We start from the raw sequence: 21,010 nt of genomic DNA on the forward strand, positions 1-21,010 counted from the left end.
TAAGATAAACCTGTCTGCATGCTGCTGTTTTTTTGATAGTTGTACAAACCACTAAGGGCGAAGCCTTTAACCATTCTGAAAATGGTAAAAACTCCGCCTTTAAATCTTTAGTGACCTCGACAGGATTCAAACCTGTAACCTTCTGAGCCGTAATCAGATGCGCTATTCAGTTGCGCCACGAGGCCGTTTTTAAGTGGGTGCAAATATAAGACATTTATTAAAAAACCACCAAACTATTTATTTCAAAATTGTAATCCTTATTTTTGAAACATGATTTCTAAAGCATTACTTCAACCTTTTCATTATTTATTTGATACTGAGATCATCAATAATATTATCAATGTAGCTTTACTCAAGTCCTTTATAAAGCATGATATTATTATAGATATTGGTCAGGATTTAAGCTACATACCATTATTAATTGAAGGTAATATAAAAGTATTGAGAGAAGATTCTGAGGGTAACGAGCTGCTTTTATATGTTTTAGAAACAGGTGACACTTGCGCGATGTCATTAACCTGTTGTATGTCTAAATCTATAAGTAAAGTTAGAGCTGTTGCAGATGAAGACGTTAAGGTAATTATGATACCAATTGCTAACATGAAATTATGGTTTAATACAAATGAAAGTTGGCGTAACTTTATTTTACAGAGTTATCAAATTCGTTTTGATGAAATGATAGAGACCATAGACACTTTAGCATTTATGAAAATGGACGAACGCTTACACAAATATCTAAAAGACCACGTTAAATTGTCCGCTTCAACAACTTTAGAAATTACACATCAAGAAATTGCTGAAGATATGCACACGTCAAGAGTAGTAATTTCTCGGCTTTTAAAACAACTTGAAAAAGAAAGCAAAATTGAACTAGGCAGAAATAAAATCACAGTTTTAAACTTTTAGTAACATATGTGACATTAACTAAGCGCTAGAGTTCTATTTTTGCATAAAAATAAAACTATGGAATATATATTACAACCATGGCCTTGGTACGTTTCGGGACCATTAATAGCTATTGTAATGTTTCTTCTACTCTATTTTGGAAGAACATTTGGAATGTCATCTAATCTTAGAACATTATGCGCAATTGGCGGAGCAGGAAAACGTGTAGAGTTTTTTAAATTCAACTGGAAAAGTCAAAGGTGGAACCTAGTAGTAGTACTAGGCGCTATAGCTGGTGGCTTTATTGCACATTACTTTTTATCTAATCCTATTGATATTGATTTAAGTCAAAATACAATTAAGGATTTAGAAACTCTTGGGTTTGAAAATGCAGGACAAAGTTTACTACCTCCAGAGTTATTTAGTTGGGATGCCGTCTTTACCATTAAAGGATTTCTAATATTAGTTATTGGCGGATTTCTAGTTGGTTTTGGAACACGTTATGCTGGCGGCTGCACTTCTGGACATGCCATTACAGGCTTAAGCAGTTTACAATTACCTTCACTAATAGCTGTTATTGGTTTTTTTCTTGGAGGTTTGATTATGATTCATCTTATCTATCCAATACTATTTTAAAATGGGAAAGTATATAAAGTTTTTTTTAGTTGGTATTTTCTTCGGAATTGTATTAGTAAAATCTGAAGCTGTTTCATGGTATCGCATTTTTGAGATGTTTAAATTCCAATCTTTTCACATGTATGGTATCATTGGTACTGCTATTATTACAGGAGTAGCACTACTGTCTATTTCTAAAGTTTTAAAGGTAAAAACAACAGAAGGTTCAGTACTAAAAGTACCTTTAAAAGATCGTGGTTTTACACGTTATATTATTGGAGGAACAATTTTTGGTTTAGGATGGGCTCTATGTGGCGCTTGCCCTGGACCAATGTACATTTTAGTAGGCACAGGTGCTTTTTCTATTCTAATTGTAATAGCAGCAGCTTTGGCAGGTACTTACATTTATGGTTTATTAAAAAACAAACTACCACACTAAATGGAATTTACAGAGATTATAGGATATGTTGGCGCGTTGCTTGTTGGGCTGGTTTTAGGCTTAATAGGAGGCGGAGGTTCAATCTTAACAGTTCCTATCTTAGTGTATTTTTTAGGGTTAAGTCCTGTTATTGCAACAGGCTACTCCCTTTTTGTAGTTGGTAGTACAGCACTGGTTGGTACATTAAAAAACATCAAGCAAAATCGTATAGACTTTAGAACCGCTATAGTATTTGCAATCCCTTCGATAATTACCATATTTAGCGTTAGAAGTATTGTAATTCCAAATTTACCTGAAGTCATTTTTACCATTGGTAATTTTAAGTTTACCAATTCACTTTTTATAATGCTATTATTTGCAGTAATTATGATTTTAGCAGGATGGTCTATGATTAAGTCTAAAGAAGTTAAAAGTGATAATGAAGTTAAAACATTTCACAAAACTCACTATTTTGCAATTGGCACACAAGCAATAGGTATTGGTGTTTTAGCTGGTTTAGTTGGTGCAGGTGGTGGTTTTTTGATTGTGCCTGCATTAGTCTTATTAGTAAAATTACCCATAAAAAAAGCAATTAGCACGTCGTTATTTATTATTTCAATTCAATCCTTAATAGGATTTCTTGGAGATATAAAAACCTTAGACATTGATTGGCCATTTTTACTCACATTTACGTTTATTTCAATTTTTGGAATATTTATTGGGTTGGCGCTATCAAAAAAAATTAGTGCAATCCGTCTAAAAAAGGGCTTTGGGTACTTTACAATTATAACCGCATTTTACATCATATTCAAAGAGCTTTTTTAAAGCTTTGTGATAAATGTCACATTTCAAAAAATGAAGTTTTGTAAATTTGTAATACATTAAAATTTAATTATGAAAATAGAACAATTATATACAGGGTGTTTAGCACAAGGTGCTTATTATATTGAATCTGAAGGTGAAGTTGCTATAATTGATCCACTACGAGAAATTCAACAATATATTGACAAAGCAAAAACCAATAATGCTAAAATAAAATACATTTTAGAAACACATTTTCATGCAGATTTTGTTTCAGGACATGTAGATTTAGCGAAGAAAACAGATGCTAAAATTGTTTTTGGACCAGGTGCGACTACAGATTACGACATTCATTCCGCAACTGATGGAGAAGAACTAAAGCTAGGAAAAGTAACGATTAAGGTTTTACATACTCCAGGTCATACCTTAGAGTCCGTAACCTATTTATTAAAAGATGAAAACGGAAAAGACCATGCTATTTTTTCTGGAGATACTTTGTTTTTAGGAGATGTTGGCCGTCCAGATTTAGCAATTAAATCTGACCTAACAAAAGAAGACTTAGCAGGTATGTTATTTGATTCGCTTAGAAATAAAATTATGCCATTAGCAGATGATGTTATTGTTTACCCAGCTCACGGTGCTGGTTCTGCCTGTGGAAAAAATTTAAGTAAGGAAACCGTTGGTATTTTAGGAGAACAAAAGAAAACTAATTACGCTTTACGTGCAGACATGACTAAAGCAGAATTTGTAAAAGAAGTGCTTGATGGTATAGCGCCACCTCCTCAATATTTTGCAAAAAATGCCATGATGAACAAAATGGGTTATGATGCTTTTGATACGGTTTTAAAAACAGGTGATGTTCCTCTTACACCTGAAGAATTCGAAGCTTTAGCAAATCATGAATCTGCTTTAGTTTTAGATGTAAGACCACAGTCTGAATTTATTAAAGCACATATTCCTAATTCAATTTTTATTGGATTAAATGGTAGTTTTGCTCCTTGGGTTGGTGCTTTAATTACCGACATAAAACAACCTATTGTGTTAGTGACACCAGAAGGTAAATCTGCAGAAGCTGTTACACGTTTATCTCGTGTTGGTTACGACAATACACTTGGCTATCTGGAAGGTGGCATTGAAGCATGGAAAGCTTCTGGTAGAGATATAGAAACTTTAGAATCTATTTCGGCTGAAGAATTTGCTAATAGAGCAAAAGCTTCTGATATCAATGTACTAGATGTTCGTAAGGATGGTGAATACCAATCGATGCATTTAGAAGGTGCTCAGCATTTTTCGCTAGATTTTATTAATGACAAAATGAATGAAGTTAGCAAAGACAAAACCTACTATGTGCACTGCGCAGGTGGCTATCGTTCTGTAATTGCTGCTTCTATATTAAAGGCGAGAGGTTTTGATAAATTAATTGATATTGCAGGTGGATTTGGTGCCATTAAGCAAACAGATTTACCGACTACGGATTTTGTTTGTCCTTCTACTTTGTAAACACAAGCCTCTACAAAATAAAAAAGCCTGCAATTGCAGGCTTTTTTTATACTATCTCGGCACTAAGACCAGCTTGTAAAAGCTTAGAGCACCTTGGTTCTAAATCGTCATAAGAACCTGTTTTTACAGTACACTTACCTTTGTAATGTACTAATAATGCACATTGCTCCGCCTGTTCTGGCATGTGATCACATGCGTATATTAATGTATCAATAACATGATCGAAGGTATTGACATCGTCATTAAATAATACAATTTCGTTTTCTTTTAATTCTTCTTCTTTAATAAGAAGCTCTACGGAATGCTTTTCTTTTGTCATTGTTTTAACGGATTTGAGGAATCTCAGTTAACACTTATTCAAACTTATTGCAATACAAAAACTTGAAAAAGCTTTACTAATTTAAAAATTTTAACGAAACCCACTGCCCTTTTTGTATAGTTTCCTCCAATTTTAACATCTGCTTATTACATTCTGCTTCTATTAAAGGAATGTCTTCTTTGTAAAATCCGCTTAAAAACAAAGAACCGTTTTTGTTTAAACATTTGGCATAACGCTCTATATCTGCTAATAAAATATTCCTGTTTATATTAGCAATGATACTATCGTATTTTTTTCCCTCTAACAAATTTACATCACCTTCGTAAACTGAAATATTTTTACAATCATTTCGTTCAACATTTTCAATACTATTGAGATAACACCAGTTATCTATATCAATAGCATCGAGTTTTGCAGCACCTACTTTCTCTGCTAAAATTGCTAAAACACCTGTACCACAACCCATATCCAAAACCGATTTTCCGTTAAAATCATTTTTTAAAATATGCTGAATCATCATGTGTGTGGTTTCATGATGTCCTGTACCAAAACTCATTTTTGGTTCAATAACCAAATCATATTTGGTCTCTGGTTTTTCGTGAAATGGCGCTCGTACCGATACGAGATTATCTACAATAATGGGATTAAAGTTTTTTTCCCATTCCTCATTCCAATTGGTTTGTTCTATTTCATTAAACTCAAAGGTAATTTCAAATTCATCAGAATTTAAGATTTGAATATCCTCTAAGATATTTTTATGCCATTCTTCTTTTTGAATATATGCAGTAACACCTTCTTCGGTTTCAACAAAACTTTCAAACCCGGCATAACCGAGTTCTGCTATTAGAATTTCAGTTGCTGGTTGTAAGGGCTCAACTTTAAAGTTGTAACCAATATAAATTGAATTTGACATTACTTAAAACGCGTTAACAATTGCAAAGAAATCTTCTGCTTTTAAAGAAGCACCACCAATTAATCCACCATCAACATCTGGCTTACCAAAAATTTCTTTTGCGTTATTTGGTTTCACACTTCCACCGTAAAGAATAGAAACAGAATCTGCAACGTCACTGCCGTATTTGTTAGCTAATGTTTTTCTGATGAAAGCATGCATATCCTGTGCTTGCTCAGGACTAGCAGTTTCTCCTGTACCAATTGCCCAAACAGGCTCATAAGCCAAAACGATATTTTTAAAAGCATCTGCATCTAAATGAAATAATGCATTTTTAATCTGGCTTTCTACTACGGTTTCTTCATTACCGGCTTTTCTATCCGCTAATTCTTCACCGAAACAAAAAATGATTCGCATATCATTTACTAAAGCAGCATCTACTTTTTTAGATAGAGATTCATCGGTTTCGTTGTAATACGCACGTCTTTCACTATGACCAAGAATTACCGTTTGGACACCAATACTTTTTAGCATGCTTGCACTAATTTCACCTGTATATGCACCATTTTCTGCAAAGTGCATGTTCTGGGCAATGACTTCAATTGTATTTCCTTTTAAGGTTTGGTAGGCTTGCCACAAATTAGTAAAGGTTGGAGCAATCATTACCTCAGCATTAGAGGTTCTTGTTTGCATTTTTAATTCGGTAATTAGCATTTCTGTTTGTGCTAAATCGTTGTTCATTTTCCAGTTTCCTGCTACAATATTTTTTCTCATCCTATCTCTAACCTTTTCTATTAAGAAAGGGATTTTATTGGTTTATATTAAATTCTGAAATACAAAAATAAGGTAAAAAGATTACACAAAACTTCTCACATAGTAAGAATAATCACCGAAAACGTTATAGGTATTGGACAGTTATACTAGTATCGTGTTGGGTTGTAATAAAACCCTAATATGTTACAACTTTTATTGATTATAAGAATAGTAGGCATAAGAATACCTAAGCTTAATTTTAAGACAATTTTACTCTTGGGTCTAACCAAGCATAAATAATATCGACCAGAATGTTTATAGTAATAAAAACAATTGCTATTATTAGAACCGATCCCATAATCACTGGTAAATCCATGGTGTTTAATGCATTCACGATTTCTTTACCCAGACCATTCCATCCAAAAATATATTCTACAAAAACAGCACCAGCTAACATAGAAGCAAACCAACCAGAAATTGCAGTTACTACCGGATTCAGTGCATTTTTTACTGCATGACTTTTTATGACCTGATACTCACTTAGACCTTTAGCCCTTGCTGTTCTTATGTAATCTTGATTCATCACTTCTAATAATGAATTTCGCATTAATTGTATAACAACTGCCAATGGTCTTATACCTAATACTATGGCTGGAAGAATTAAATTTTTCCATTTAATACTCATTTTTTCGCCAAAATCTTCAAGCTCGTATAAGCTACCTGTCATTTCCAAATTGGTGTATTTGTGCAATACAAAACCAAATAACCAAGCAAATAAAATAGCACTAAAAAACGAAGGTACACTCATACCAAACGTACTGAGAATCTGAATGGTTTTGTCTATCCATGTATCCTTATACAATGCCGAAATAATACCGAAAATAACACCAAGGACAATGGCTATTATAATCGCAGAAACTGCTAATACAAAGGTATTCGGTATAGTCTCTCCTATAACTTGAGTAACTTTTTTGCCTTGTTTGGTAAAGGATTCTCGGAGGTATGGAGTTTTAACTACTGTGGTTGTATTTCTTATTGTAAAAAGCTGGGATGCATTGTATTTATTTTGACTTAAATACGTATAATCTTCTGGGTTTTTAGAATGAAATGAAACTGGAGACAAATCATTAAGGTAATACAAAAACTGCGTTCCTATCGGTTTATCAAAACCGTATTTCTTTTTTACCGCTTCAACTTGTTCTGCTGTCTGGTTTTGCCCTAGCATCATTTTAGCTGGATCACCAGGTAAAATGGTAAATAAATAGAAAATGACTGTGATTACACCTATTAGAGTGATAAAAGCATAGAAGATTTTATTTACCAGATATCTTATCAAATTAAAGTTCTATATCTTCAATATCGTTCCAGTGAGATTTATTCATAACTGTGCCTTTATTTAGAATTACGGCACCAGGATTTGAACGCACAATAGTTTTAATCACTTTTTCATCACACAGATAAAAGTTAAAATTGAGCTTATAATCTGTCTTAACTTGTTGTTTTTCTGCCTCACCTGAAGATGTTAAGCCAATAACCTTATATCCTTTTTTTAGCGCTTTGTCTGTAAACGTTTTTAATTTTTCTACACCTTCCTTTTCGGCTTTATTGATATTGTACATTGCAATTATTAGTAGTTTTTCTTCTTCTAAGAATTGCGCTGTTAAATCTTCATCAACAGACTCTATAGAAAAATCTTGAATTGGCGGAATATAACCTTCATCAATGGTTTTTGTTTCGACACCAATATACTCTCCATCAACCTTAGGGTAACTTCCATTGGTAATAAATTCTTTCTCTTCGCCATTAACATTAAATGTCCAAGTGTATTCTAAAATTGGCTTTTGCGCATCATCGGGAATAGCCATTCCTTCCTGAATATTTTTTCCTATTGCATAAGCTCTAAAATCTATTGCCGGAAGGTGCATTAACACATGGTAACCAAACCAGAGTGATAATACAAAACTTAACAAGGCTATAACTGTAGTCGGTAGCTTAGAAAATATTGGCTTGATATGTTTTATACCAAAAAACAGGATTAAGATAAGCACCAATAAAATGACATCTTTGGTAAAGCTTTCCCATGGAGTTAGCTTTAGTGCATCACCAAAACAACCACAGTCCTTTACTTTATCAAAATAAGCTGAGTAAAATGTTAAGAATGTAAAGAATATAATCATTAACAACAGACTCCAAACTGTAAACTTAGGCTTATAACCTATTAATAAAAAGACACCTAAAACAACCTCTAGAACAACAACTATAACCGATATTCCTAAGGCATAAGGAATTAAAAATTCGATATTTAAAACATCTGAACCGAAGTATTCTTGGAGCTTGTATGAAAACCCAAGTGGGTCGTTCAGTTTTATAAATCCAGAAATGATGAACAATACTCCAACTAAAACTCTGCTTATTTGTACTAGGTATTTCATATTTATTTGTCATTCCTGCGAAGGCAGGAATCTTTTTAATTAAGACTCAATTTTATTATCCTAAAAATGGACTTCGACTGCGCTCAGTCTGACACTTTTATTTGATTTAACTTTATCCCAAATGAATCATAGCAAAAACTGCATAATTTATCATATCTTGATAATTAGCATCTATACCTTCACTAACAATAGTTTTTCCAGCATTATCTTCAATCTGCTTTACGCGTAAAAGTTTCTGCAAGATTAAATCCGTCAACGAACTTACGCGCATATCTCTCCAAGCTTCTCCATAATCATGATTTTTATTGAGCATTAATTGCTTGGTGACGGCCACTTTTTCGTCATAAAGTTTTGTTGCTTCTTCAGTATTCATATCTGGCTGTTCTACAACTCCTTTTTCTAATTGAATAAGCGCCATAACACAGTAGTTAATAATACCTATAAACTCACTCACTTCTCCTTCATCAACTTTTCTAACTGCATTTTGCTGTAAGCTTCTAATACGCTGTGCTTTTATAAAAATCTGGTCTGTTAGCGATGGTAATCTCAAAATTCGCCATGCACTGCCATAATCACTCATCTTATTCACAAAAAGCGCTCTACATTTAGCGACAACAGCATCGTATTGTTTTGAAGTATCTTGCATCAAGTTCCGTTAAAATTTCCGTAAATTTCGCATAAATAAATTAGAAGTTCAAAGTTTAGGGTTTAAAGTTTTCTTAACGCCTTTTTTATATAAATTATGACAATAAACTGCAAAGGCAAATTAATTGATTTATCCTCACCAAAAGTAATGGGAATACTTAATGTTACTCCCGATTCGTTCTTTGATGGAGGAAAGTATAAAGACAAAAATGAGATTCTCAATAAGGCAGAAGTTATGATTAATGCTGGTGCTACGTTTATTGATATTGGTGGTTACAGCTCGCGTCCTGGCGCAGATTTTGTTTCTGAAGATGAAGAATTGCATCGTGTTATCCCAGTTATAGAACTTATTCTAAAACATTTCCCTGAAACTTTAATTTCCGTTGACACTTTTAGAAGTCGTGTTGCAGAACAAAGTATTAAAGCTGGTGGAGCAATAATTAATGATATTTCGGCAGGAAAATTAGACGAATCCATGTTAGCAATCGTTGGAAAATTAGGCGTTCCATACATTATGATGCACATGAAAGGAAATCCTAAAACCATGCAACAACAAACGGATTATAAAGATTTGACTAAAGAGGTCATTTCATACTTTGCTGAACGAATAGAAGTTGCACATAATGCAAAAATAAACGACATTATTATTGATCCAGGATTTGGTTTTGCCAAAACCGTAGAACAGAATTATGAATTATTGAATCAACTGGAATTACTACAAATGTTAGATAAACCCATGCTTGCTGGCATATCGAGAAAATCTATGATTTACAAATCTTTAAATACTACTCCGGAAAACGCCCTCAACGGAACAACAGCTTTACACATGGTTGCACTTCAAAAAGGAGCTTCCATTTTGCGTGTGCATGATGTAAAAGAAGCTATGGAGTGTGTAACACTTTTTAATCAACTAACTGTCAACTAAACTATGCGTTATATTTATTTACTACTTATTTTATGTTGTTTTAGCTGCAATAACGAACGTGTTTTATTACTTCCTGAAATTGAAAATGCTGAGATTATTGAAGTTTTAGACGTATCACCTGCTTATATTTTTTATGACGAAACACAACCAGATTCGACTCTACTAAACCGAAAAAACTTAATAAGTACCACCAATTGGCTGGTTAATGTTGATAAACGTTTGACTTTAAAACAAGCCATTCCACATATAAAATTCTTACAAGACAAAAAACGAAATGCTAAAATGCATAAGAACGAAGACGCTAAGAATTATTTTACTTGTAATGATACTGGTATTGGCAGTTTAGGTTTTGTTGAGTTTACGGAAATCATGTATCAGGAGAAAATCGAAATTGACACAATATATCACAAAAACAATCTGCCTACCGAAGAAAACCTGAAAAGAATGGCGGGCTTTCATGCTAGTTCAACAATTCCAATAATATTCAATGGAGCTGAGCAAGTTAAAATTGATAGTGTTACGTTAGATTTTGATAATTTAGAAAATGAACTTAATAAGTTTACAGAACTTAATTTTATTGGCATTCATATACAAATCTACTTTGATAAGAATTTATCTTTTCAAGATTACATATCTATAAAAAGAAAAATTCAATCTTTTAAATCTGATTTAATTTCTGTGGATTTTAATGAATACATATTTTAACTTAAATTAGCAAAAAGCACTAACCTTTGGAAAACTTACAACTTTGGGATTTTAGATTTATAGATTTTGTAGATGTCTTCCTTGTTGCTATACTACTTTACTATATCTATAAGCTTGTAAAAGGAACCGTTGCCATCAATATTTTTATTGGTATTCTCATTATTTATATCGCTTGGCGCTTAACGGATTATCTTGAAATGCAAATGCTCTACAGCATTTTTGATGGATTTATGAAAGTTGGTATTATTGCTCTTATAGTCGTCTTTCAGCCAGAAATTAGAAAGTTTTTGCTTATGGTTGGCTCTACCAATATTGGTGGTAAAAAAAGCATATTTAAGAACTTTAAGTTTCTTAAAAATGACGACCAAACGACTACAGATGTAGAAGCTATAATTAACGCATGTAATAAAATGGGAACTACAAATACTGGTGCCTTGATTGTTATAGAGCGTAACAACAACCTAGATTTTCTTACAAATACAGGTGACGAGATGAACATCTTGGTCTCCCAACCTATTATAGAAAGTATCTTTTTTAAAAACAGCCCACTTCACGATGGTGCTATTATTATAGACAACAATGTTGTAAAAGCCACTCGTGTTATACTTCCTGTAAACAATGAAAAACACATACCAGAACGTTTTGGATTAAGACATAGAGCTGCGGTTGGTATTACCGAAAAAACGGATGCTTTAGCCATTGCGGTTAGTGAGGAGACAGGTCAAATTTCCTACATCAAAAACGGTGAATTTGAAATGTTTAAAGATACTGATGAACTCATTAAGAAAATAAAAGAAGACCTAGGCTAGTGAACTGCAAAAACTGTAATAAAGCGCTTAACAATACTCAAAAATTTTGTGACGAATGTGGAGCAAAAGTCATTCAAAATCGTTTAACACCAAAAGTGATTGCTGCACAAGTAAATGAGCAGTTTATATCAATTGACAATAGATTTTTCAGAACATTTATTGACCTTTTTAAAAAACCTGGAACTGTTATAGACAGTTATATCACTGGAACTCGAAAAAAGTATATTGATGTACTTCAGTATTTTGCTATTTCGTTGACCTTAGCAGGTATTCAGGTATTTTTAATGACTACTTTTTTTAAAGAAGCTTTAGTAATAGATCCTGAGTTTATGAAAACTATTGAAAGTATGCCAGGACAAGATAAAAATCCTATGGCTGATTTCGATTTTAGCTTCTTTACTAAATATCAAGGTCTCATTTATATTATTGGTGTTCCGCTATCTGCAATATCATCTTGGTTGGTCTATTTCTTTTTAGGTAACAGACGTTATAATTTTACAGAACATCTTGTTTTAAATCTTTATTACTCCGCCCAAATAATTATAATAACAGCAGTTCTTTCTATTTTATTTTTGGTCCTTGGTCTTAATTACCTTATTCTATCTAGCCTAATTATTTTACCTGCATTTTTTTACTTAGGCTACGTTTTAAAAGACGTGTTTAAGGAAAGCCATATTGAAACTTTTGCTAAATTCTTGCTCATGATGATTATCTACGCAGTCATTTATATGGCAGTATGGATAATCATTTTCATAATACTTGCATTTACGGGAACAATCAATATTTAAAAATGAATTGCAAAAACTGCCATACCAAATTAGAAGCACAAGATGAATACTGCAAAAGTTGTGGCGGAAAAGTGATTAGAAAACGTCTATCTTTCAAAAATCTCTTTGAACATATTAGCGAAACATTTTTTAATTATGACAATAAGCTTCTACGGACGGTAATAGATCTATTCAAAAAACCCGAGCATGTTATAGGTGGTTATATTGATGGTACAAGAAAAAAATACGTCAACGTTATCAGTTATTTCGCCTTAGCAATTACAATATCTGGAGCTTATATGTTTATAATTAAGAAGTATTTTCCAGAGGTTATGGATTTTTCTTATATGACAGCACCAGGTCAAGAAGAATTTCAGAGAAAAAATATGGCTTTTGTACAAGAATATCAGTCTATAGTAATGATGCTCTACGTACCAATTTATGCATTAATGGCAAGAGTTGTTTTTTTCAATATAAAAAAATATAATTACACAGAGTTACTAGTTGTCTTTCTATACATTCAAGCCCAAACATCAATAGTCAGTGCTATAGTGGTTATTACTTTAGCTTTTATTGGATTAAATACTAATATCTTAGGAATAGCAATAATTCCCTTAATGATTATTTATTCTGCATACTGCCTCAAAAGACTTTATGAACTCAGCTTGTTAAATATAATTGTTAGAACATTATTGTTTTTTGGCGTGCTATGTATAACATTGTTCGTTATAACTTTAGTCGTGTTAGGTATTATGTACTTCACTGGTGATTTGCAAGAAATGATTGAAGCTCAAAGAGCTGCTGCTGAAGCTCATAATTAAATAGTCTCTGCCTTTAAAAACTGAACCTCATAAAGATTTTTATAATAGCCATTTTCTTTTTCAAGAAGAGATTTGTGTGTACCCATTTCAACAATCTGTCCAGAGTCCATTACAATAATTTTATCTGCCTGTTGTATGGTTGCCAAACGATGCGCTATAACAATAGATGTTCTTCCTTTGGTTATAGTATCTGTTGCGTCTTGTATCAATTGCTCTGAATAGGAATCTACAGAAGATGTAGCTTCATCTAACACAAGAATACTTGGATTAGTAACATAAGCTCTTAAAAATGATATTAACTGTCGCTGACCAGAGGACAACATAGCACCTCGTTCTTTAACATTGTAATGATAACCACCTGGAAGTGTTGTAATAAAGTCATGAACACCAATTGCCTTTGCCGCAGCAACCACGTCTTCTTCAGTGATGTATTCATTATTTAGGGTAATGTTATTTAGAATAGTATCCGCAAACAAAAACACATCTTGAAGCACTACCGCAATTTGATTACGCAATGAACTCAAGGTCATTTCTTTAATATCTGTATTATCAATTTTTATACTTCCAGAATCGATTTCGTAAAATCGGTTCAATAAATTAATAATAGTCGATTTTCCTGCTCCAGTGGAGCCCACAATAGCAACAGTTTCACCTGCTTCCACCTTAAAAGAAACACTTTTTAAAACCTCCTCTCCTTTTATATATGAAAATTTGACGTTTTCAAACGCTATATCTCCTTTAAAATGATTGGCTTCTAAAGTACCAGCATCGTCAATATTAGAATTTGTATCTAAGACCTTAAACACACGATCGGCAGCTACCATACCCATTTGTAGCGTATTGAATTTATTCGCAATTTGGTTTAATGGTCTAAACAGTAATGGAATAAACATGGTAAAAGCTATTAAATCTCCCATTGATGCTGTTTGCCCTACAACAGTATTTAATCCACCAATCCATATAACAGCTCCCATTGTTAAACTTGATACAAATTCGGCAATTGGAAAAAAAATAGAGTTATACCAAACCGTTTTTAACCACCCTTTTTTATGGCGCTCGTTAATGGCTTTAAATTTTTTGTATTCCGTTGTTTCACGTGTAAAAAGCTGTAATATTTTCATGCCAGTGACTCGCTCTTGTACAAATGAGTTTAGATTAGAAACTTCAGTTCGTACATCTTCAAAAGCACGTTTCATATACTTCTGAAAAATTTTAGTAGCAATTACAATAATTGGCAATGTCGTAAAAACTATAAGTGCCAATTTCCAGTTCATATAAAACATTACGCCTGCAACGACAACCATTTTTAATATATCGCTAAAAATCATAAATAGACCTTGCCCAAAAATATCGGCAATACGCTCCATATCTGTTACAGCTCTAGTAATGAGAACACCTACAGAGGATTTGTCAAAATAGGTCATCTTAAATTTTAGGATATGACGAAATAGTTTTACACGAATATCCTTAACCACAGACTGCCCTAACCAACTCGCATAATAAATAAAAAGTAACTGTGAAATGACTTCGAGAATCAAAAGCACAAGCATTGCAACAACATAAAGTACAAAGCCATCATAAGCTCTTTTAGCAATTTGCGTATCTATTGCCTGTTGCAGAACATAAGGTCTTAAAGCACCAAATGCAGCCAATCCTATAACACAAACCAATGAAATAACAAATACTGATCTATAAGGTTTTATGTATTGCAATAACCTTGTAAAAAGAGATACATCAAATATTTTTTTCTTCTTGTTTTGTGTCATTTTATGCTGAACTTTATTCAGTATCTTTTTTAAATTTTATGCTCTCTGGGTAAACAATTTCAACCAAATACAAACCATGCGCTGGCACTGAAAAACCAGCTTTACCTCTATCCTTAGAAGCAATAATAGTATGCAAGTCATTTGGTTTTAACTTTCCTAATCCAATATTTACCATCGTACCAACAACTGCCCTAACCATATTGCGCAAAAAACGGTTTGCCGTAATTGTAAATATAAGCTGGTTAGAATGTTTAGTCCAATACGCCTCCTTTATATCACAATTATACGTTTTTACATCAGTATTACTCTTAGAAAAGCATTGAAAATCTTTATACTGAAATAAGATATTACAAGCTTCATTCATAGCATCAACATCTAAAGGCAATTGTGTTTGATAAGCAAAATCATAATCAAATACATTTTTTGTTGTTGAAATCTTATAATTATAAGTTCTACTTACAGCATCAAAACGTGCATGAGCTTCATCATTAACCTTAAAAACAGTATGAATTGCTATATCTTTTGGTAAAAACGAATTCAATTTATAAACTAAATCTTTATTCTCAAAATTGCCTTCAAAATCAAAATGTGCAAACATTTGTGAAGCATGCACACCTGCGTCTGTTCTTCCTGCTCCAGTAATACTAATCGTAGTTTTTAGAATAGTGCTTAGTGCTTTTTCCAATACTTCTTGTACGCTTATTGCGTTGGGCTGATTTTGCCAACCATGATATGCTTTTCCGTTGTATGAAAACTCTAAAAAATATCTCAAAAGAATAGATTATTTTTGCTCAAGAAGCCACAAAGATAAGTTTATTCCTGCGAAGACAGGAATCTCCTTAACAAAACATTAGACTAAAAAAAACTTTAAGATTTTCCATTCCTTGAGAAATAAATATGAAAAAAATACTCCTTTTATCTGACACACATAGTTATATAGATGATGCTATTCTTAAACACGTGAAACAAGCTGACGAGGTATGGCACGCAGGAGATATTGGAGATTTAAAAGTTACTGATGTTATTAAAGCTTTAAAACCTTTAAAAGCCGTATATGGCAATATTGATGACGCTAAAGCAAGAACTGAATTTCCACTCCATAACAGATTTATGTGTGAGGATGTGGATGTTTGGATAACCCATATTGGAGGTTATCCACCAAAATATAATTCCAAAGTAAAAGAAGAATTAATATCCAACCCACCAGACCTGTTCATTACAGGACACTCTCATATTCTCAAAGTAATGCCAGATAAAAAATTAAATTTATTACACATGAATCCTGGTGCTGTTGGTAAGCACGGTTTCCATAAAGTCAGAACCATGTTACGGTTTAAGATTGAAGGAAAGCAAATCAAGGACTTGAAAGTTATTGAATTTCAGGCCCAACCCTAGCCCTTCCCAGAGGGAAGGGAACTCTCTGCAATACGCTAAATAATCATATTGAATTGAGAATTTTCAGAATTAAAAAAGAGGTGGTTTTTCCGTCTGAATGAGAACTCCTTCCCTCTGGGGAAGGTTGGGAAGGGCTTAGGGCTTTAAGATGGGCCTAAAAATGAAAAACCCAGACGGCAGCGTCTGGGTTTTTCGCACTAATACTACTAAGATTTTAGGTTCATCGTAATCTATCTACAGATTTTACGAGATCTTCGTCCTTTTTAATAGCCTTGTTAGCCAAGACTAAACACACAATAGAAAAAATAGGAAGAAGAATCCCAATACCTTTCTCAGAAACGTTAGTTTCTCCAGATATGTTTAGAGATTGATACACAAAGATTCCTAGTAAAATAAAGTTTAATATTATATTGAGCCGTCCCATTACAAACTGAGACTTTCTGTTTTTAAAGCTAAAAATTGAAATTAAAGATAACAAAGCTGAGCCTAGAAACATACCTAGGTACGTATAGTTGTCTAGAGCAAATACTTTAACGCCCTCCATATTTGTCCATAAATGGAACACAAATATTAAACCTGCCGATATACCAGCTGCTAATACTAAATAGAGTGTTTGAATACGTTGAATCATATCTTTTATTAAAAAAGCAATGCAAAATTAGTAGTTTATTTTTTAAAAAGATAGAAATTGTTTTAAAATAAAATTGTATTATTGCAGTAGAAAGAAGTAACATACTGAGTTGCATCATTCTAAATCTTCCATATTAATTTCACTTTTTCTCTTTTTAAATCATTAAGAAAACATTGAATTAATAATATCAAAATTGTAATACATTATATAACATACGAATGTTTGAAATTTCACAGTTAAAAGCTAAAAAGCTTCCTGAATTACAGGATATAGCTCAACAACTAAACGTACCAAAATACCGTACTTTAAAAAAATTAGACTTGGTTTATCAAATCTTAGATTACCAAGCAGCAAATCCTGATGAGGTAAAAGCTAAGGTAGAAACCAAACCTGAACCAAAAGAAGCAAAACCACAACAAAAACGCGCTAGAGTTCAGAAAAAACCTCAAGATAACAAGGACCAAAAAGCTTTAGAATTTTCTGATAAAAAAGAAGAATCTAAACCTCAAGAGCAAAAGCCTAGCAATGAAAATCAAAAGCCTAAGCGTCAAGACAATAAGTCTAACGACGCTAAAGAGGATAACAAACGCTCTAACAATAACTCAAACGACAATAGACAAAACCGTTCTAAAGAGAATAATAATCGTAAGACCAATAATAACAATTCAAAAAATAATGGCAATAAGGACAACAGAAATCGTTACCGCGAGCCAGATTTTGAATTTGATGCCATTATAGAAAGTGAAGGTGTCCTAGATATTATGCAAGATGGTTATGGGTTTTTAAGATCTTCGGATTATAATTACCTAACATCACCAGATGATGATGATATTTATGTTTCTCAATCTCAAATTAGATTGTTTGGTTTAAAAACCGGAGATACCGTTCTTGGTCATGTAAGACCTCCTAAAGAAGGTGAAAAATATTTTCCTTTAATTAAGGTAAGTAAAATTAATGGTCAGAATCCTCAAGTTGTAAGAGATAGAGTTGCTTTTGAACATTTAACACCATTATTTCCTAAGGAAAAATTCAATATTGCAGAAAAACAAAGCACTATTTCTACTCGAATAATGGATTTGTTTTCACCTATAGGAAAGGGACAGCGTGGTATGATTGTGTCGCAACCAAAGACTGGTAAAACAATGCTTCTAAAAGATGTAGCTAATGCAATTGCTGCAAATCACCCAGAAGTTTATCAAATGATCTTATTAATTGATGAACGTCCAGAAGAAGTAACAGATATGCAACGTAATGTTCGTGGTGAAGTTATAGCTTCTACTTTTGATAAGGAGGCACACGAACACGTAAAGATTGCTAACATAGTTTTAGAGAAAGCAAAACGTCTTGTGGAATGTGGACATGATGTTGTGATTCTTTTAGATTCTATAACACGTTTAGCTCGAGCTTACAATACAGTACAACCAGCTTCAGGTAAAATTCTTTCGGGTGGTGTAGATGCCAATGCGCTTCATAAACCAAAACGTTTCTTTGGTGCAGCCCGTAATATTGAAAATGGTGGTTCTTTAACCATTATTGCTACTGCTCTTACTGAAACAGGTTCTAAAATGGATGAAGTAATTTTTGAAGAGTTCAAAGGAACTGGTAACATGGAGTTACAGTTAGACCGTAAGATTTCTAATCGTCGTATTTTCCCTGCAATTGATTTAACATCTTCTAGTACGAGACGTGATGATTTATTATTAGACGACAATACCATTCAAAGAATGTGGGTAATGCGCAAATATCTTGCGGATATGAACCCAGTTGAAGCCATGGAATTTATCAACGATCGTTTTAAACAAACTAGAAATAATGAAGAATTCCTTATCTCAATGAATGGATAAAGAATATTAAGTATAAAACCAAAAAAAACCTTGAACTTTTTGAGTTCAAGGTTTTTTTTATGCTTATCTCTTATCTCAACTAACAAAAAAAGTCTTTCCTTTCGGAAAGACTTTTATATCTTAGTGGGTACTACAATTATTAGATTGCAGCAACGTGTTTAGTTAACTGTGATTTTAAGTTAGCAGCTTTATTAGCATGAATAACATTCTTCTTAGCTAATTTATCTACCATACTAATAACAGAAGGTAACATCTTTTGTGCTTCTTTAGCATCAGTAAGCTCACGTAATTTCTTTATAGCATTACGAGTTGTCTTATGCTGATACCTGTTAAGTACACGTCTTTTTTCGTTACTTCTAATTCTTTTTAAAGCTGACTTATGATTTGCCATTTTATTTTTTCTTATTAAAAATTGTAGCCCGTAGGGGAATCGAACCCCTCTTACCAGGATGAAAACCTGGCGTCCTAGCCGATAGACGAACGGGCCATTTGGTTATTTTACTAATTAAATGAACCTACAATGTTTCCATTGCGGATGCAAAAATACAACTATTTTTAAATGTTGCAACTACTAACATATTTTTTTTTAAAAAATTTTAATATGCTTTTGCAAAAAGTACACGTTGTGTTGATTGTTCACCACTATAAACGCAAATACCACTTTCCATTTTATTATCCACAGGAATACATCTTATAGTAGCCTTAGTCAATTCTTTTATCTTTTGCTCCGTTTCTTTTGTACCGTCCCAATGCGCAGATACAAAACCGGTTTTGGTTTCTAATACCTTTTTAAAATCTTCAAAATTATCGACCTCTGTGATATGAGAATCTCTAAAGTTTAGAGCCTTAGTAAACAAGCTTTCTTGGATTTCTTCTAAAAGATCTTCAACAACTACACTAATTCGATCTAGAATTACAGTTTCTTTTGTAAAAGTATCTCTTCTTGCTACTTCAACGGTATTATTTTCAAGATCCTTAGGTCCAATAGCTATTCTCAACGGTACACCTTGTAGCTCATGTTGTGCAAATTTCGCACCTGGACGTAGTGTATCTCTTTTATCAAACTTAACACTAATGTTTCTTTCCTTTAAGTCACCAATGATTTCGTTTGCCACTTGTTGTATGGCATTAAATTGCTCCTCATTCTTATATATAGGAACAATAACAACCTGATATGGAGCTAAGTTAGGAGGTAAAACCAACCCCTTATCATCACTATGCGTCATTATTAAAGCACCCATTAAACGCGTAGAAACTCCCCAAGATGTTGCCCAAACATAGTCTAGTTTACCTTCGTTATTAGTAAACTTTACATCAAATGCTTTTGCAAAATTTTGACCTAAAAAATGGGAAGTACCTGCTTGTAAAGCTTTACCATCTTGCATTAATGCTTCAATACAATAGGTTTCTTCTGCACCTGCAAAACGTTCACTTTCTGTTTTTAATCCTTTAATAACTGGTATTGCCATAAAGTTTTCAGCAAAATCAGCATAGACATTATTCATTAATTCTGCTTCTTGCAATGCTTCTGCTTTTGTAGCATGTGCCGTATGCCCTTCTTGCCATAGAAACTCTGCAGTCCTTAGAAATAGACGTGTACGCATTTCCCAACGCACCACATTAGCCCATTGATTAATTAATATTGGTAAATCTCTATAACTTTGAATCCAACCTTTATAAGTATTCCATATTATGGCTTCACTAGTTGGCCTTACTACTAACTCCTCTTCCAGTTTAGCTTCAGGATCAACTCTAAGTTTTCCCTCATTATCAGGATCATTTTGCAATCTATAATGTGTAACAACTGCGCACTCTTTAGCAAAGCCTTCAGCGTTTTTTTCTTCAGCTTCAAACAAACTTTTTGGTACAAAAAGCGGAAAATAAGCATTTACATGTCCTGTTTCCTTAAACATTCTATCCAATTCGGCTTGCATCTTTTCCCAAATTGCATAACCATAAGGCTTAATTACCATACAACCTCTAACCGCTGAATTCTCAGCTAAATCAGCCTTTACAACCAATTCATTGTACCATTTTGAATAATCTTCAGCTCTACTCGTAAGATTTTTACTCATTTTCAGTGTTTT

General features: G+C 33.1%; 23 protein-coding genes and 2 tRNA genes. 12 read left to right on the forward strand and 13 right to left on the reverse strand.

Translation table 11 applies throughout. The annotated features are described in order from the left end of the window. Window positions 1-111 precede the first annotated feature (111 nt). Window positions 112-185, reverse strand: a tRNA-Arg gene (locus tag ACFFGA_RS05135). Between the two features lie 85 nt (window positions 186-270). Between ACFFGA_RS05135 and ACFFGA_RS05140 the strand changes: the two genes are divergently transcribed. The 5 genes from ACFFGA_RS05140 (at window position 271) to ACFFGA_RS05160 (ending at window position 4,219) form a co-directional block, all read left to right on the forward strand. After that, window positions 271-906 carry a Crp/Fnr family transcriptional regulator gene (locus ACFFGA_RS05140; RefSeq protein ID WP_386060658.1) on the forward strand — a complete coding sequence of 212 codons (636 nt, stop codon included), beginning with the start codon at window positions 271-273 and terminating at the stop codon, window positions 904-906. Between the two features lie 57 nt (window positions 907-963). Next, window positions 964-1,521 carry a YeeE/YedE family protein gene (locus ACFFGA_RS05145; RefSeq protein ID WP_386060661.1) on the forward strand — a complete coding sequence of 186 codons (558 nt, stop codon included), beginning with the start codon at window positions 964-966 and terminating at the stop codon, window positions 1,519-1,521. Between the two features lies 1 nt (window position 1,522). Then, window positions 1,523-1,939 carry a DUF6691 family protein gene (locus tag ACFFGA_RS05150; protein ID WP_386060664.1) on the forward strand — a complete coding sequence of 139 codons (417 nt, stop codon included), beginning with the start codon at window positions 1,523-1,525 and terminating at the stop codon, window positions 1,937-1,939. Then, window positions 1,940-2,743, forward strand: a complete 804-nt coding sequence (locus ACFFGA_RS05155; RefSeq protein ID WP_386060667.1) for a sulfite exporter TauE/SafE family protein — start codon at window positions 1,940-1,942, stop codon at window positions 2,741-2,743. A gap of 69 nt (window positions 2,744-2,812) precedes the next feature. Continuing rightward, window positions 2,813-4,219 carry an MBL fold metallo-hydrolase gene (locus ACFFGA_RS05160; protein ID WP_386060670.1) on the forward strand — a complete coding sequence of 469 codons (1,407 nt, stop codon included), beginning with the start codon at window positions 2,813-2,815 and terminating at the stop codon, window positions 4,217-4,219. Window positions 4,220-4,265: 46 nt separating this feature from the next. Here the strand turns inward: ACFFGA_RS05160 and ACFFGA_RS05165 are convergent, their stop codons facing one another. The 6 genes from ACFFGA_RS05165 to ACFFGA_RS05190 form a co-directional block, all read right to left on the reverse strand. Further along, window positions 4,266-4,538, reverse strand: coding sequence for an ATP-dependent Clp protease adaptor ClpS (locus tag ACFFGA_RS05165; RefSeq protein ID WP_386060672.1), 273 nt, complete (start codon window positions 4,536-4,538; stop codon window positions 4,266-4,268). A 76-nt stretch (window positions 4,539-4,614) separates the two neighbouring features. Then, window positions 4,615-5,451, reverse strand: a complete 837-nt coding sequence (gene prmA, locus ACFFGA_RS05170; RefSeq protein ID WP_386060675.1) for a 50S ribosomal protein L11 methyltransferase — start codon at window positions 5,449-5,451, stop codon at window positions 4,615-4,617. A gap of 3 nt (window positions 5,452-5,454) precedes the next feature. After that, window positions 5,455-6,204, reverse strand: coding sequence for a triose-phosphate isomerase (gene tpiA / locus ACFFGA_RS05175; protein WP_386060678.1), 750 nt, complete (start codon window positions 6,202-6,204; stop codon window positions 5,455-5,457). A gap of 238 nt (window positions 6,205-6,442) precedes the next feature. After that, window positions 6,443-7,519: an ABC transporter permease gene (locus ACFFGA_RS05180; protein WP_386060680.1), complete on the reverse strand. Its 1,077-nt coding sequence runs from the start codon at window positions 7,517-7,519 to the stop codon at window positions 6,443-6,445. Window position 7,520: 1 nt separating this feature from the next. Next, window positions 7,521-8,615, reverse strand: a complete 1,095-nt coding sequence (locus tag ACFFGA_RS05185; RefSeq protein ID WP_386060683.1) for a BT_3928 family protein — start codon at window positions 8,613-8,615, stop codon at window positions 7,521-7,523. 112 nt (window positions 8,616-8,727) lie between these two features. Beyond that, complete coding sequence (locus tag ACFFGA_RS05190; protein ID WP_386060686.1) at window positions 8,728-9,261, reverse strand: DUF1599 domain-containing protein; 534 nt, start codon at window positions 9,259-9,261, stop codon at window positions 8,728-8,730. Between the two features lie 96 nt (window positions 9,262-9,357). Here ACFFGA_RS05190 and folP point away from each other — a divergent pair, with 96 nt between their 5' ends. From folP to ACFFGA_RS05215, 5 genes are read left to right on the forward strand one after another with little or no spacing between them, the layout of a single operon-like run. Further along, window positions 9,358-10,185 carry a dihydropteroate synthase gene (gene folP / locus ACFFGA_RS05195; RefSeq protein ID WP_386060689.1) on the forward strand — a complete coding sequence of 276 codons (828 nt, stop codon included), beginning with the start codon at window positions 9,358-9,360 and terminating at the stop codon, window positions 10,183-10,185. A 3-nt stretch (window positions 10,186-10,188) separates the two neighbouring features. Next, the gene (locus ACFFGA_RS05200; RefSeq protein ID WP_386060692.1) at window positions 10,189-10,890 is read left to right on the forward strand and encodes a hypothetical protein; all 702 of its coding nucleotides are present in this window, start codon (window positions 10,189-10,191) and stop codon (window positions 10,888-10,890) included. A gap of 26 nt (window positions 10,891-10,916) precedes the next feature. Then, window positions 10,917-11,699 (forward strand): diadenylate cyclase CdaA, encoded by a 783-nt coding sequence (cdaA, locus tag ACFFGA_RS05205; protein WP_386060695.1) that lies wholly within the window; start codon window positions 10,917-10,919, stop codon window positions 11,697-11,699. After that, window positions 11,699-12,487: a DUF3667 domain-containing protein gene (locus tag ACFFGA_RS05210; protein ID WP_386060698.1), complete on the forward strand. Its 789-nt coding sequence runs from the start codon at window positions 11,699-11,701 to the stop codon at window positions 12,485-12,487. Before cdaA ends, ACFFGA_RS05210 begins: the two co-directional genes overlap by 1 nt. A gap of 2 nt (window positions 12,488-12,489) precedes the next feature. Beyond that, entirely contained in the window at window positions 12,490-13,287 is a 798-nt protein-coding gene (locus tag ACFFGA_RS05215) for a DUF3667 domain-containing protein (RefSeq protein WP_386060701.1), read from the forward strand. Here ACFFGA_RS05215 and ACFFGA_RS05220 read toward each other — a convergent pair. Together ACFFGA_RS05220 and truA are read right to left on the reverse strand one after the other, a co-directional pair. Then, the gene (locus ACFFGA_RS05220) at window positions 13,284-15,053 is read right to left on the reverse strand and encodes an ABC transporter ATP-binding protein (RefSeq protein ID WP_386060704.1); all 1,770 of its coding nucleotides are present in this window, start codon (window positions 15,051-15,053) and stop codon (window positions 13,284-13,286) included. The genes ACFFGA_RS05215 and ACFFGA_RS05220 overlap by 4 nt on opposite strands. A gap of 13 nt (window positions 15,054-15,066) precedes the next feature. Continuing rightward, complete coding sequence (gene truA, locus ACFFGA_RS05225) at window positions 15,067-15,825, reverse strand: tRNA pseudouridine(38-40) synthase TruA (protein WP_386060707.1); 759 nt, start codon at window positions 15,823-15,825, stop codon at window positions 15,067-15,069. A 125-nt stretch (window positions 15,826-15,950) separates the two neighbouring features. On the opposite strand from truA, the gene ACFFGA_RS05230 reads away from it, so the two are divergent. Beyond that, on the forward strand, window positions 15,951-16,448 hold the full coding sequence (locus ACFFGA_RS05230; protein ID WP_386060710.1) for a metallophosphoesterase family protein: 498 nt from the start codon (window positions 15,951-15,953) through the stop codon (window positions 16,446-16,448). 220 nt (window positions 16,449-16,668) lie between these two features. On the opposite strand, the gene ACFFGA_RS05235 is transcribed toward ACFFGA_RS05230, so the two are convergent. Then, window positions 16,669-17,079 (reverse strand): DUF4293 domain-containing protein, encoded by a 411-nt coding sequence (locus ACFFGA_RS05235; protein WP_386060713.1) that lies wholly within the window; start codon window positions 17,077-17,079, stop codon window positions 16,669-16,671. Window positions 17,080-17,297: 218 nt separating this feature from the next. Here ACFFGA_RS05235 and rho point away from each other — a divergent pair, with 218 nt between their 5' ends. Next, window positions 17,298-18,923 carry a transcription termination factor Rho gene (gene rho / locus ACFFGA_RS05240; protein ID WP_386060716.1) on the forward strand — a complete coding sequence of 542 codons (1,626 nt, stop codon included), beginning with the start codon at window positions 17,298-17,300 and terminating at the stop codon, window positions 18,921-18,923. A gap of 139 nt (window positions 18,924-19,062) precedes the next feature. Here the strand turns inward: rho and rpsT are convergent, their stop codons facing one another. The 3 genes from rpsT to proS all read right to left on the reverse strand — a co-directional run bounded on the left by rpsT (window position 19,063) and on the right by proS (window position 20,998). Next, window positions 19,063-19,314 (reverse strand): 30S ribosomal protein S20, encoded by a 252-nt coding sequence (rpsT, locus tag ACFFGA_RS05245; RefSeq protein WP_386060719.1) that lies wholly within the window; start codon window positions 19,312-19,314, stop codon window positions 19,063-19,065. Window positions 19,315-19,338: 24 nt separating this feature from the next. Further along, window positions 19,339-19,410, reverse strand: a tRNA-Glu gene (locus ACFFGA_RS05250). Between the two features lie 109 nt (window positions 19,411-19,519). Continuing rightward, entirely contained in the window at window positions 19,520-20,998 is a 1,479-nt protein-coding gene (gene proS, locus ACFFGA_RS05255; protein ID WP_386060722.1) for a proline--tRNA ligase, read from the reverse strand. Window positions 20,999-21,010 lie beyond the last annotated feature (12 nt).

Origin of the sequence: Winogradskyella pulchriflava, from assembly GCF_042434315.1 — a bacterium.
Taxonomy (GTDB): Bacteria; Bacteroidota; Bacteroidia; order Flavobacteriales; family Flavobacteriaceae; genus Winogradskyella; species Winogradskyella pulchriflava.